We start from the raw sequence: 13,021 nt of genomic DNA, 5'->3' as shown, positions 1-13,021 counted from the left end.
GGAGTTGCGGGCTAGCTGTTCCCGCAGGTGGCAACCTTTCGGCTGTGACCGAATCGCTGACGATGGCTGCGATCGAGAATCTTTCGCAGACGGTGAACTCCTATGCGGCCGCAGCCGCGGGAGTACCGCTACCGCACGTGACATGGATGTGGGATTGCTGCGGCCGGTTCGCCTCACATGCGACCGGTGCCGCCGAATTCTGCGGCACAATTCATCCCGATATACCGGAAATAGAGGCGAACGCCCAACTGATGAAGTGGGCCATGGCCTTGAAGATGGTGGATGCCACCACCGACCGTGAAGCCGCCGGCGGCCGGCGCGCATTCACCGGGATCGTCGGAGACTCCCGCATCCGGCTGACCGCAGTGGTCGAATCCGCCTGCCCCGCAACCGAAACCCAGCCCCTGATGATCATCTCCTGACCTGTCCGGCACCGGCCACGACAGCCTCGACGGCTGAAACGGAGCCCCGTTGGGCGGCATGTCCCCATGCCGCCCAACGGGGCTCGATCATTTCACCGAGCCGTCGGAGCGGGCGTGCTGATGCTCGATCAAAATGACCGCAGCGCCTGCCACCAGGCATAGCGCGCTGATCAGCGACCAGGTGACCGTCCACCCGTCGAAGCCGTCGGTGGCCGCGGTCAGGCTCGATCCGAGAATGATGATGCCGCACAGCAGAAGTGCGAGGCCGGAACAGTGAACAGAATCCAGAAGGGACTCTCCGGGTCGAGTGCTGGTCTCCGGAAAGTTGGCTTGGTGACTCATCGAGGGGATCTCCTTCGGATAGCCGTGCTCCCCAACCCCTCCGGGGTGCCCGGCCCGCCACCGGGCCAAACCAGCATCCGCGCGCCGCGACCGCGCGAGTCGGCGCCGCTGCCCGCCGGCTAGCCGCGAGTTATCCAGGCGATCAGATCCGATTCCACCTCGTCCCGATTGGTCTCATGGAGAATCTCGTGCCGCGCACCGGAGTACACGCGGTAGGTGAGGTCGGTCAGTCCGGCCCGGCGATAGCGCTCGACCAGCAGATTGCTCAGGCGCAGACCGTCATTGAGCGGATCGCGATCCCCGACCATGACGTAGAGCGGCAGATCGTCCGGCACGGTGGCGGGCGCCGACAGACGCTCGGACGCCACCGCCGCCAGCAGCGCCATATTCGCCGCATCGATGTCGAACCCGCACCACGGATGCGCGATATAGGCATCCACCTGGGATTCGTCGCGGCTGAGCCAGTCCGCGGTGGTCCGGGTGGGCTGGAACGCCGCATTGAACAGCCCGAGCAGATCACCCTCGGCCGCGGCGATATTCACGAACAGCTCGTCCACCGCTGTGGTGCCGCACAATACGACATCGTCGACCAGCGCGGAATGGTCGAGAATGTACTGCTGGACGGCGAACGAACCGAGGCTGTGACCGAAGAGCACCAGCGGTACCCCGGGGTGTCTGCCGCGCAGCAGGCCGGTGAGGGTGACCAGGTCCTCGACCAAGAGGTTCCAGCCGTTCGCGCCCAGCTCCCCCGGCGCGCCCGCCATGCTGTGCCCGTGGCCGCGATGATCGCCTGCGTAGACCGCATAGCCCAGGGCCGCAAGACGTTCCGCGAGATGGCCGTAGCGGGCGGCGTACTCCCCCATGCCGTGCGCCATCTGGACGATGCCCACAACGCCGGTGTCCGGGAGCCATGCCCGCACGTGGATGTCGACGCCGTCGCTACTGGTGAAGGTGAACACTGTCTGCTCCTGTGAGTTCATGTGCCGACGATCGTCGCACCGCACCGGGCCCCGGCCCATGGATGCACGGACAAGACCGCCGGTGACCGATTGTTCTCGGCGACAATCACACCCGCAGTACCCTGGTCCGATGCAGCGAACCCAGCCACCGGAAGCAGTCATCGAGTTGGCCGCCGCACTGCTCGGCCGCATCGACGCCCTCGGGGTGGCGCTGGCGCATCGTTTCCAGCAGGAGCTGGAGTCCTATCGCAATGAGGCCCAGGTGCCGTTCGAGACCATCCGCACGTCGTGCACCCGGAATCTCACCCTGATGATCGAGCACTTCACCTCCACCGCGCCGGTCGATCCGGAACCGCCGAAGGAGACCGGTCGCCTGCGCGCACAGCAGGGCGTGCCGCTGGCCGAAACCCTGCACGCCTTCCGGCTCGGATTCGAATTCCTCTGGTCCGAAATGGTTTCCGAGGCCCGCCGCCATCCCGGGGTGAGTGATGCGGTGCTGGTATCGCTGGCCGCCGAGGTGTGGGCGCTCGCGGGTGAGTACTCGGTGGCAGTGGCCACGTCCTATCGGGAGAAGTCCTCGCAGCTCCTGCTGCAGCGCGAGCACGAGCGATCGGTGCTGGTCGAGGCGCTGTTCACCGGCGTGATCGCCGATCCGACCACACTGGGCGAGGCGACCCGCATTCTCGGCCTGCCGGTCAGCGCCCGCTTCCTGGTCGCCGCCGCCGATGTCCCCGCGCCCGGCCGAGAAGCCTTGCCCGGCATCGAATCGGCCCTGCGCGCGCACCGAATCACCTCGGCGTGGCGGCTGCTGCCCGATCAGCAGATCGGGGTGCTGGCCGTGCCCGCCGACAGCGAGGCGGCGGTCCTGAAAACCTTGCGCAAATATCGCACCCGCGTCGGCATCAGCCCGCCGTACGAATCCCTGCCGGAGACACCGCAGGCGCTGCACTTCGCGCGCCTGGCCCTGACGGGTCTGCGCGGACGCACCGGCGTTGCCCGTTTCGACGACAATCCCCTGGCCATGCTGATCGCCGCCGCACCGGTCGAGGCCGAGCGCATGGCGCGCGTGCAACTCGGTCCCCTGCTGCGACTCCCGTTCGAGGAGCGGCGCCGGCTTCTCGAAACCCTCGAGAACTGGTATGCCGCAGGCGGATCCGCCGCCGCGACGGCGAGCCGAATGTACCTGCACGCCAATACCGTTCGCTATCGCCTGCGGCGTGTGGAGGAGCTGACCCTCCGCTCCCTGACCGACCCGGCGACCGTCACCGAATTCGGCACGGCCCTGCAGGCTCTCACGCTATTGGAAATCACAAACATCCCTTGAATTCCTTGACCCGGCCGAAATCGTGTGCCGACACTGGGGCTATGTCGCTGACGACGAGGTTCACCGAGACCTTCGGAATCGAGAGTCCGATCGCCCTCGCACCCATGGGCGGTGCGGCCGGCGGCGCGTTGGCGGCAGCGGTATCCACTGGCGGCGGGCTGGGCATGGTCGGCGGCGGCCGCGGCGATCACGATTGGCTGGATCAGGATCTGCGGCTCGTCGCCGAATCGACCGATAAGCCCTGGGGCATCGGGTTTCTCGCGTGGGCGGTGGATATCAGCACCATCGAGAAGGTCCTGGAGCATCGCCCCGCCGCGATCATGTTCTCCTTCGGCGATCCGGCCCCGTTCATCCAGCGCGTGCGCAGAGCGGGCATCCCGGTGCTGGTGCAGGTCACCGACCTCGACGAGGCGAAACACGCCCTCGATCTGGGCGCCGACCTGCTGATCGCACAGGGCGGCGAGGCCGGTGGCCACGGCCGGGTGGGCTGGTCCACGATGTCGTTCGTGCCGACCGTCGTAGACCTCGCGGGCAGCACTCCGGTCCTGGCCGCGGGCGGTATTGCCGACGGCCGCGGGGTCGCGGCCGCCCTGGTGCTCGGAGCAGCGGGGGCGCTCATCGGCACCCGATTCCAGGCCAGTCTCGAAGCGCGCGTCCCCGCCGAGGTCGTCAAGGCGCTGATCGATGCCGGGGGCGGCGATACCGAGCGCAGCCGGATCACCGATATCCTGCGCGGCGCGGATTGGCCGCCGCAATATTCGGCCCGAACCGTGCGCACCGAGGATATCGATCGCTGGCGCGGCCGAGAGGACGAACTGGTGCACGATCTCGACGCCCAGCGGGCCTATCGCACCGCCGCCCAGCGGGGAAACAGCCTGGTCGCGCCCGTATGGGCAGGTCAGTCCGTGGATCTGGTCACCGATGCGCCCTCGGCCGCGGAACTGGTCGGGCGACTGACGATCGAGGCCGAACAGGCGCTGACTCGCGTAACCACCGGATGACGGCGAACTCGGCCGAAACCACCGTAGAGTGACAGGTGTGGCGGCCGCACTCTTGACCCAGGGCCAGGCCGGCGAGCTAGGTCTCGCCGAACTCGTCGTTACCGTATTCCACAGTGCCCGCGTCGATTTGGCGGCACTCCTACTGACTGCCCGGGGGCGGGTGCGCAGTGACGAGGACCTCGTCTTCTACAACCAGCCCGCCGGTCCCGGGGTGCGCCTGATTCCGGGCCAGACCTCGCTCGCGATCAATCTGCGCGAGATTCCGGCCGATATCGGGTTCATCCGCATCGTGCTGGCGCTCGATGACCGCAATGCGCACTTCAACGATTACCCGCCGCCGCATCTCACCATCGCGGACGCGCAGGCAAACCCGTTGTACGAGTACGTCATCGAGGGACTCGGCCCGGAGTCGACGCTCGTGGCGCTCGATCTCGATCGCACGGGCGACGGCTGGCAGACGCGGGCCGTCGGACACGGTTACGTCAGTGGCTTCGCCGCGCTGGTCGCCGCGCACGCCGTATCGATCGGCAATACCTCACCGACGGCCCAGCCCACCGAGCCCGCCTGGTCCGCGGTCCTGCAACCCGGCCAGGACGTCGCGCTGCGCACGCACGGCGGCAAGGAACTGGCCAATGTGAAGCTGGCGCTCGGCTGGGATCCGGTCCACGTCCAGAGCCGCTGGGGAAGCCGCCCGGCGGAGATCGACCTGGACGCCTCGGCGCTGGTCTTCGCCGGCAACGATCTCATCGACGCCGCGTTCTACGGCCAGCTGTCCACCCGCGACGGCGCGATCCGGCACTCCGGTGACAATCTCACCGGTGAGGGCAAGGGCGACAACGAGGTCATCACCGTCGACCTCACCCGCCTGCCCATGCGCGCGACCGCGATCGTCTTCGTCATCACCTCCTACGCCGGGCACACCTTCGAACGAGTCCGCAATGCCTTCTGGCGGCTCATCGACGGCAGCAGCAGTGCCGAGCTCACCCGGGCCAATCTCAGCGCGGGCGGGCCGCACACCGGCATGGTGGTGGCCAAGGTGCATCGCCAGGACGGCGTCTGGAAGATCCAGTCCCTGGGCCAGCCGATCCAGGCCGGTCACCCCATCGAAGCCGTCACCCAGGTCGTCCCGTTCCTCTGATCAGGTCGGAATCTTTACGGGCCGCGGCCGGTATCGGTGGATATCGTTGGTCTGGTGATCTCATTCCGTATCGAAGCGATCGCAGCGCTCGGGGCCGACGGTGTCCCGGCGTACAGCGCCACCGAGGTCTGGGTCGGCTCGGCGATCGTCCTGCTGATCGTGCTGGCGGTGGTGATCGCACTGCTGCGCCCGAGCCTGCATCGCGGTGTCGGGCCGAGTCGCCGCTCCCAATTGCGCCGCTCCCGCCGCCCGCAGGCCTGAGGATTATCCGCGACCGAGCTGAACTGCCTTGACCAGCAACAGAACCGCCCCCACCACGAGGTAGCCGCGCAGCGCGAGCATGCCGAGTTTTGTTCCGGCAGACCAGGTCACCGGTTCCAGCAGCGCCAGCGGCGGCATACGCCAACTGTCCTTCTCGCTCGCACCGACCACCGGCACCACGGGTGCGGGCGGCAGCGGCGAACGGCGGCGCTGCCATTTCAGCACACCCATGCAGACGGCGGCGAGCATCACCATGGCAACCGCCAGATATTCGGCGGTGGCGACCACATCGATATTCGGGAACAGCGTGGTCAGCATGAGAATGCCCGACAGCAGCAGCAACACCGCGACGATGAAGACCGCGACGATATTGAGCCAGGCGCGATTCACCCACGGCCCCAGCACTTGCGGATCATTGCAGAGCAGCAGCAGGAAGACGCTCGCACTGGGCAGCAGCAGCCCGGCCAGCGCCTGCACGGCGGTGGTGATCAGGCCCAGCGGTGCGCCGGGGATCAGCACAATGCCCGCGGCGAGAGCGACCATCGCTATATAGGAGACGTAGAACTGCTTGGCGTCCTTGAACCCTCGATGCAGCGAGTGCTTGATGCCGAACACATCACCGAAGGCGTAGCTGGTCGCCAGGGTCACCGCGGCCGCGCCGATAATGGACGCGTCCAGCAGCACGATGGCAAAGATCGATCCCAGTTTCCCGTCCACATTGCCGAGCAGGTGCGCGATATTGCCGGCATCGATGAATTTGCCGACGGAATCGGTTGCGCGAGCGGCATAGTCGGCGGTCATCAGCACCGCCGCCGCACCGATCACGACGACGAAAGCGCCCAGTGTGGTGTCGGCGCGCTCGTAGCCGATGAAGCGCGGGGTGATGCGCTTGTCGACGATATTGGACTGCTGGAAGAACAGCTGCCACGGCGCCACGGTGGTGCCCACAATGGCGATGACCAGCAGCACAGCATCCGAGGTGAACCCGCCCGAAACGCCCGGCACCACAAAGTCGTGTGCGGCGCGGCTCCAATCGGGATGCGAGAGCAGCAGCATCGGAATCTGCAGCAGCGTAATCGCGATGAAGGCGAACATGGCCCGCTCCCAGCGCCGGAAGCTGCCGCTGGCCATGATCACGATCAATGCCACCGCGGCGGTGGGCACCACAATGTATTTGGAGATGCCGATGTAGTCCGCGGCCAGCGAGACGCCGATGAATTCGGTGACGATGGTCAGGAAGTTCAGGATGAACAGGTCGCCGACGGAGAACCAGCCCCAGCCGCGGCCGAAACGCTCATTGATCAGGCGGGCGTGCCCGACGCCGGTGACCGCGCCGAGCCGAACCACCATCTCCTGGTTGACGATCAGCACCGGAATCAACAGCAGCAGCACCCAGAGCAGGCTGTAGCCGTAGTTCTGGCCCGCCTGCGCATAGGTGGCGACACCACCCGCGTCATTGTCACCGACCATGACGATCAGGCCGGGACCCACAATCGCCAGCATGGTCAGCATCCGGGTGCGCATATCGCGCGGACGATCGCTGTCGGACAGCTTGATTCGGCCCAGTGCGCCCTCGATATCACCCAGATGCGCGGTATCGAGCACGGCCGACTGCCGGCGCGGTGCGAGCGCCTCGGGTGTGACCACCGCCGTGGTCGCAGGCGCGACCGAAGCACCGGTATCAGCGGCGAGCGGCGCGGCAGCGGGTGCCGCTACCGGCCCGGATTCGGGTGCTGCGACCAGTACGGATTCTGATGCCGCCGCCGGTCCGGTTGCCGCCGGTGTGACCGGGTGCACGCCTGGCGGACCGGTGTCTTGGGGTGTGGCAGAGAGTCTTTCGTCATTGCTGCTCATGATCGCGCGGGACCGCCGGTCCCGCTGCCGGCGTTCTCCGCCGTGAGCGGCCCTGATTCGCGGGCCGGACGGGGCGCGGGCTCGCGGCGGCGCCAGTCCTCGGGAATGGTCGCCTCGAGAATATCGTCGACGGTCACCACGCCCAGCACATGATCGTCCTGATCGACGACCGGAATGGTGTAGAGGTTGTAGTCGGCCATGAGCAGCGCGACATCGGTCAGATCGGCCTCCGGCCCGACACGCACCGGATCGGAATCCATGAGGTCGGCGACCAGGCTGCCGGGCGCGGCCTGCAGCAGTGCGACCAGTGAGATCACACCGACCAGTCGCCCGGATTCGGCGAGTACGTGCATCTTCAGCAGCGCCTCCGGCTGCAGCGAGGTCGCCGCCGCGATAATCGAGACCGCCTGTGCCGCAGTCGCATCGGTCCCACAGGACACGATGTCCACATTCATGAGACCACCCGCGCTGGCGGGGTTGAAGCCCATCAGCGTAATGACCTTGGTCCGCTGTCCGGCGGGCATCAGATCCAGCACTCGCCTGCGGCGGGACTGCCGCAGATCCATGACCGCATCGGCCGCATCGTCGGCACGCATCCGGCCCAGCAGCGCGGCGACATCGGCATCACTCTTGTCATTGAGCAGCCGGCTGGCCTTGTCCGGATCCAGTTCCTCGAAGACATCGGCCTCCAGCTCCGGATCACTGTGCACCCGATCCAGAATCTCGCCCTGCTCGCGCTTATCGGCGTCCTCGAGCAGATCGGCCAGCTGGGCCGGTTTCAAACCGCTGACCCGCCCGCTCACCCGCACCGTCATGGACTGGCTGTGCCCGATGAGCGGTTCGAAGGCCTTCCAATCCCTCGAGGCATGCCCCGAGGAGGTCTTGAGCAGACCGAAAAACCTTGCGGGACGGCGGGTATCGAGCCGCGCCAGCACCCAGCCGGCGCCGGTGTCGTCCAGTTCGACGTCGTAGGCCCGGACCAATTCCGCCGCGGCCACATCGATGAGACGGTGGCCGAGAATATCGGCGCGCAGCAGCACCTCACCCTCGCGGCGTTCGAAACCGGTCAGGTTGACCTTATTGCGCGTCAAGGTGATTCGATCCGCCGTGAACTCGGCAATATGGTCGGCGGAGACGAACACGTGCCGCCCGCCGACTCCGACCACGACCCCCGATACCGGTGGATAGGCATCGCCACCGGGCAGCCGCACGATCAGATCCTCGACGCGGCCGATGGACTCCCCGGATTCGGAGATCACCGGCGACTTCAACAGTTGCGACAGATGAATCGTCGCCACCGCCGCTGCGGAAGGTGCGGGCACGGGCTCTGTCATGTGCACTCCTGATCGGTGGCCGGATACCGGCCGGTCGAAGCACACCATGCACCACGACCAGCACTTCCAGTTGATCTGGGCCTGAACATAACGCTACCGGGACCCGAACGCCGCGCATCGAGGCCGGACGGCAGTGTGGCGGTGGCCGGAATCCGGCCACCGCCACACGCTAGGGGTTGTTCAGGCGCCCGGGGTTGCGGCCGGAGCCGGCGGGGTGGCCAGATCATTGAAGAACTGGAACAGCGCCACGGTCGCGACGGGTCCGCCGACGAAGATGGTCCCGGCCACAATGCCGATGGCGGCGCCGGCCGCACCGGTGACCAGGCAGCCGCCGAGGAAGCCCGGAATGGTCAGGGTGCCGATGCTGATCGCCGTCGCGCCGAGGGCCACCGCGGTGCCGCCCGCGATACAGCCGATGCCCGCGCCGACCACGGTGCCGATGAGGCTGCCGAGCGCCACGCCGACGGAGACCTCATTGGTCAGGTTGCTCAGCGCCTGGTTGAAGTTGGCGTTCGCGGTGGCGTCGACCTCCTTGATGACCGGAGCACTCGGGGCGATCGGCTGGGCTGCGGCCGGATCGGTGTTCGGGGTCAGGGTGGCGGTATTGCCGTCGATCTGCGCTGCGATCGGGAAGGACTTACCGTCGCGCTGGTAGCTCAGCGGCACGGTGGCCACGGCCGCGCCGGCGCCGTCCACGATCTGGACCTGGTTGTCCTTGACCGCCAGCGAGCCCGCATCGGTGGCGATGACGACCGAGTGATCGACGATATTGGCCCTGTAGTGGATGCCGGGCGCGATATCCGTGGTGACCGAGCTGTTGCTCGACGCATTCGGCTCTGCGTAGGCCGTGTTCGCGGTGACAGCGGTGATCGACAGTGCGGCGATCGCGATGGTGGCGGTCGCAGCGATAGTGCGGAACTTCATCAAATTTCTTTCTGCAGGCGTGACTGATCGACTTGCCGATAAAAGCGAATCGGCAAGCTGCACAGGATGTTTGCTTTCCGGCAACCTCCGCCTCGCGAAATGTTTGCCGGCGCCAATCATGAGTGGAGGATTCTGGAGATGTCAATCCCCGATCCGCGATAGTGACGCGCGCCGCAATTCCGACTTCGACCTCAAAGATGTTGGGTCGTAAAAGAAACGGAGCAGGCCGTCAAAGTTCCGTAAGGGAATTCGAACCGGCCGGTCAGAACTTGATACTAGGCAGTGGTCAACCAGCAAAGTCGCTCTTCAACCGAGGCCACAATGGACGAAATCGAACGCCAGATTCAGCTCTCCGCATTCCAAGTCCAATGGTCCCCGCCGGACGCGGCATTCGTCGCGCGCTCCTCGCAGTACCCCGGAGTGATCTGCGCCGACGAAGGATCCTCACTCGCAGCGGTCGACGGCCTGATCGAGACCATCCGGCATCGCGTCCTGGCCGGGTAGCGCGACCGCGCGCAGTCAGTTCCCGAGCAGACGGGCCTTCTCCGCGGCGAATTCGGCATCGGTGAGGGAACCCTCGCGGTGCAGCCGGGCGAGCTCGCTGAGCTGCTGGATGCGCGCGGCATCGGCCCTGGTGGCCTGCCCGGCCCAATCCACCCTGGGCGCATCGTATTTCACTGTGCGCCCGGCAGCGCCCGGAATGTATCCGATCTTGCCGCCGCGCTGTCCACGATCGATGGCGACCCGCTTCCGATTGTGCGGCGCGGCGTAGACGTCGAGGGTCTGCCCCACGCGGAGCCCGTAAGCGGCTATCCGGCAGAAGGTTTCGTACGGCTGCTGCTTCGGCAGGCTCACCCGGACCCCGTACAGATACACCGTCCGACCCATTCGACCCATATCCGACGATCCGCCGATCATGGTGTTGGTCGCCTTGGCGGAGAGTATGACGCCGCTACCGCGAATCCCTCTTTTCAACAGCCGCTTGTCCCCGCCGCCCATTCCGGCCTGCACCAGATACATCCCGTAAACGAAGGGGCCCCACCACAGCACCGCCACCACGAATACCGAAAGCCCCACCCGCACCGGAGGAGCCAGCCCCGGAATGTGATTCACCGCCAGCAGCGCGGGCATGAACCCGACACACATCACAATGAACCACGTCCAGAAGACCACGGCCAGTTTGCCTACGGTCATCGCACACCCACCTGACCACCGGGCCGCGACCATACGACCTGTCCAGACAGTGTGAGCCGATCGGTCGGTACCCGCAGTGGAATCGGGCGAACCTCGGAGCTCAGTGCGCCAGTTTCAGCCCGACCACACCGCCGACGATCATCACCAGCAGCACCATCTTCAGCGCCGAGGCGCTCTCGGCCCCCGTGGCCATCGAGTAACCCACGGTGAGCACGGCGCCGATGCCCACCCACACCGCATACGAGGTGCCGATGGGCAGCGTCCGCATCGCGTAGGCCAGCCCGCCCATGGACAGCACGAGCGCACCCGCGAACAGAGCGGTCGGTGCGAGTTTGGTGAAGCCTTCGGATTTACCGAGCGCTGTGGCCCAAACCGCTTCGAGCACACCGGAAATCGCGAGAATCAACCAGGCCATGACACGTATTCCTTTCAGGAAATACCGTCTTTGCGCTGCCTGGGTACGGTTCCGATCGTCCAGTGGGTCGCAGACCGCGACTCGCCATCGACCATACCCAATCGACCCGCGACCGGGTGGAGATTCTCCTCACCATCCAGATATAACCCCTGCTAGAGGGCTGTTCCGCCGCTGGCGTCGAGAGTTTGGCCGGTGATCCAGCGGGCGTCGTCGCTGACGAGGAAGGCGACGATATCCGCAATATCGGCCGGGCGGCCGATGCGGCCGAGCGCGACATTGGCGGCGGCCTCGCGCTGCCCGTCCGGATTGTCGATGAGCCAGGCGTTCATATCGGTGAGGACATAGCCGGGGGCGACGGCATTGACGGTGATGCCGCGTGCGCCGAGAGCTTGGGCGAGGACGCGGGTGAAGGTGTCGATCGCGCCCTTGGTCATGGAGTAGGCCAGGATGTCCGGGATCGCGATCCGGGTGACGGCCGAGGACAGATTCACCACGCGGCCACCCGCGCGCAGCCGATCCAGAAGGCCTTGCGCCAGAAAGAACGGGGCGCGGACATTGGTGGCGAAGAGGGTGTCGAATTCGGCGGGCGTCATGGCCTCGACACCCTTCATCACCGTGATGCCCGCATTGTTGATCAGGATGTCCAGGCCGGCGGGCGCACCCAGGTCGACGAAGCCTTCGTCCATATCGTCCAGCAGCGCGGCGAAGTCGGTGGAGCCCAGATCACCACGCAGTGCGAAGGCGCGGCCGCCCTCGGCCTCGATGCCCGCGACCACCTCCTTGGCCGCCGCCTCGTCCCGGCCGAAATGCACTGCTACGAGCACACCTTCACGGGCCAGGCGCTCGGCCACGGCCCGGCCGATGCCCTTGCTCGCCCCGGTCACCAGGGCTGTTTTCCTTCTCTGCGTTCCGTTTTCGCTCATGAAAGCTATTCAACGGACCGGAGCATCCGGTGTCCGGCGGGATTCGGGCACGGCGTTCGCGATACAGTCAGCGGCCGCACCGCAGCCCACCGAAGGAAGACCGAACTTGCCTATCGCCACTCTCAATGGAATCCGGCTCAGCTACGAAGTGACCGGTACCGGCCCGCTGGTCTTGCTGATCATGGGCACCGGGAGTCCCGGCCGCGTCTGGCGGACGTATCAGGTTCCGGCCCTGGTGAAGGCCGGTTTCCGCGTCGCGACCATGGACAATCGCGGTATCGCGCCCTCGGAGGAGTCCGCGGCGGGCATCCGCATCGAGGATCTGGTCGCCGATACCGCCGCGCTCATCGAACATCTCGGCGGCGGGCCCGCCCACCTCGTCGGCACCTCGATGGGCGCCCGAGTGGCACAGGAGCTTTCGCTCGCGCGACCGGAACTGGTCGGCAAGGCCGTCCTGCTGGCCACGACCGGCCGCCCGCATCCGGTGTCGCAGATGCTCAATCGCGGTGAACAGGCGCTGCAGGACCAGGGCATCACACTGCCTCCGGAGTACTCCGCCGCGATCAAGGCGATTCTGAACTTCTCCCCGCACACCCTGCACGATCCGAACCGCGCCCAGGAATGGCTCGACATTCTCGAATACGGCGCGGGCACCGCCCCGTCGCCGGGTGTGCGGGCGCAGCTGGGCATGGATCGCTCCCGCGACCGGCTCGCCGAGTACGGCCGAATCACCGCGCCCACCCTGGTCGTCGGGTTCGCCGACGATCGCATGCTGCCACCGGCATTCGGCCGTGAGGTCGCCGCGGCCATCCCCCGCGCCCGCTATGTCGAGATCGAAAAGTGCGGGCACTACGGCTATCTGGAGCGTCCGGAGGAAGTCAATCGCGTGGTCATCGACTTCCTCACCGCCGCACCGAAACTCTGACCGGC

Annotated in this window: 15 protein-coding genes and 1 riboswitch; of the genes, 7 read left to right on the top strand and 8 right to left on the bottom strand. The window is 66.5% G+C overall.

Annotated features, from left to right (window positions below; translation table 11 throughout):
- The first annotated feature begins 44 nt into the window (after positions 1-44).
- Positions 45-422, top strand: a complete 378-nt coding sequence (locus tag OG326_RS20235; RefSeq protein ID WP_327146214.1) for a hypothetical protein — start codon at positions 45-47, stop codon at positions 420-422.
- Positions 423-509: 87 nt separating this feature from the next.
- Here the strand turns inward: OG326_RS20235 and OG326_RS20230 are convergent, their stop codons facing one another.
- Both OG326_RS20230 and OG326_RS20225 read right to left on the bottom strand, forming a co-directional pair.
- The gene (locus OG326_RS20230; RefSeq protein ID WP_327146213.1) at positions 510-764 is read right to left on the bottom strand and encodes a hypothetical protein; all 255 of its coding nucleotides are present in this window, start codon (positions 762-764) and stop codon (positions 510-512) included.
- 119 nt (positions 765-883) lie between these two features.
- Positions 884-1,744, bottom strand: a complete 861-nt coding sequence (locus OG326_RS20225; RefSeq protein WP_327146212.1) for an alpha/beta hydrolase — start codon at positions 1,742-1,744, stop codon at positions 884-886.
- A 109-nt stretch (positions 1,745-1,853) separates the two neighbouring features.
- On the opposite strand from OG326_RS20225, the gene OG326_RS20220 reads away from it, so the two are divergent.
- From OG326_RS20220 to OG326_RS20205, 4 genes are read left to right on the top strand one after another with little or no spacing between them, the layout of a single operon-like run.
- On the top strand, positions 1,854-3,047 hold the full coding sequence (locus tag OG326_RS20220) for a PucR family transcriptional regulator (RefSeq protein WP_327146211.1): 1,194 nt from the start codon (positions 1,854-1,856) through the stop codon (positions 3,045-3,047).
- A 41-nt stretch (positions 3,048-3,088) separates the two neighbouring features.
- Positions 3,089-4,048, top strand: a complete 960-nt coding sequence (locus OG326_RS20215; RefSeq protein WP_327146210.1) for an NAD(P)H-dependent flavin oxidoreductase — start codon at positions 3,089-3,091, stop codon at positions 4,046-4,048.
- Between the two features lie 37 nt (positions 4,049-4,085).
- Positions 4,086-5,186 carry a TerD family protein gene (locus OG326_RS20210; protein WP_327146209.1) on the top strand — a complete coding sequence of 367 codons (1,101 nt, stop codon included), beginning with the start codon at positions 4,086-4,088 and terminating at the stop codon, positions 5,184-5,186.
- 54 nt (positions 5,187-5,240) lie between these two features.
- The gene (locus OG326_RS20205) at positions 5,241-5,447 is read left to right on the top strand and encodes a hypothetical protein (protein WP_327146208.1); all 207 of its coding nucleotides are present in this window, start codon (positions 5,241-5,243) and stop codon (positions 5,445-5,447) included.
- Between the two features lie 3 nt (positions 5,448-5,450).
- On the opposite strand, the gene OG326_RS20200 is transcribed toward OG326_RS20205, so the two are convergent.
- The 3 genes from OG326_RS20200 to OG326_RS20190 all read right to left on the bottom strand — a co-directional run bounded on the left by OG326_RS20200 (position 5,451) and on the right by OG326_RS20190 (position 9,559).
- On the bottom strand, positions 5,451-7,052 hold the full coding sequence (locus tag OG326_RS20200) for an NRAMP family divalent metal transporter (RefSeq protein ID WP_327146534.1): 1,602 nt from the start codon (positions 7,050-7,052) through the stop codon (positions 5,451-5,453).
- A gap of 245 nt (positions 7,053-7,297) precedes the next feature.
- Positions 7,298-8,635: a magnesium transporter MgtE N-terminal domain-containing protein gene (locus OG326_RS20195; protein ID WP_327146207.1), complete on the bottom strand. Its 1,338-nt coding sequence runs from the start codon at positions 8,633-8,635 to the stop codon at positions 7,298-7,300.
- Between the two features lie 180 nt (positions 8,636-8,815).
- On the bottom strand, positions 8,816-9,559 hold the full coding sequence (locus OG326_RS20190; protein WP_327146206.1) for a hypothetical protein: 744 nt from the start codon (positions 9,557-9,559) through the stop codon (positions 8,816-8,818).
- Positions 9,560-9,880: 321 nt separating this feature from the next.
- Between OG326_RS20190 and OG326_RS20185 the strand changes: the two genes are divergently transcribed.
- Entirely contained in the window at positions 9,881-10,063 is a 183-nt protein-coding gene (locus OG326_RS20185) for a hypothetical protein (protein ID WP_327146205.1), read from the top strand.
- Between the two features lie 15 nt (positions 10,064-10,078).
- Here the strand turns inward: OG326_RS20185 and OG326_RS20180 are convergent, their stop codons facing one another.
- From OG326_RS20180 to OG326_RS20170, 3 genes are all read right to left on the bottom strand, one after another.
- Positions 10,079-10,753 carry an SHOCT domain-containing protein gene (locus OG326_RS20180; protein WP_327146204.1) on the bottom strand — a complete coding sequence of 225 codons (675 nt, stop codon included), beginning with the start codon at positions 10,751-10,753 and terminating at the stop codon, positions 10,079-10,081.
- 100 nt (positions 10,754-10,853) lie between these two features.
- Positions 10,854-11,168, bottom strand: a complete 315-nt coding sequence (locus tag OG326_RS20175; RefSeq protein WP_327146203.1) for a DMT family transporter — start codon at positions 11,166-11,168, stop codon at positions 10,854-10,856.
- 18 nt (positions 11,169-11,186) lie between these two features.
- Positions 11,187-11,254, bottom strand: a riboswitch (guanidine-III (ykkC-III) riboswitch).
- Positions 11,255-11,320: 66 nt separating this feature from the next.
- Positions 11,321-12,091, bottom strand: coding sequence for an SDR family oxidoreductase (locus OG326_RS20170; protein ID WP_327146202.1), 771 nt, complete (start codon positions 12,089-12,091; stop codon positions 11,321-11,323).
- A gap of 106 nt (positions 12,092-12,197) precedes the next feature.
- Between OG326_RS20170 and OG326_RS20165 the strand changes: the two genes are divergently transcribed.
- A complete protein-coding gene (locus OG326_RS20165; protein WP_327146201.1) occupies positions 12,198-13,016 on the top strand; it encodes an alpha/beta fold hydrolase in 819 nt (272 codons plus the stop codon).
- Positions 13,017-13,021 lie beyond the last annotated feature (5 nt).

Origin of the sequence: Nocardia sp. NBC_01327 (genome assembly GCF_035958815.1) — a bacterium.
Classification (GTDB): Bacteria; Actinomycetota; Actinomycetes; order Mycobacteriales; family Mycobacteriaceae; genus Nocardia.
The sequence above is the reverse complement of the archived record's forward strand: the minus strand, read 5'-3'. Positions and strand labels throughout refer to the sequence as shown.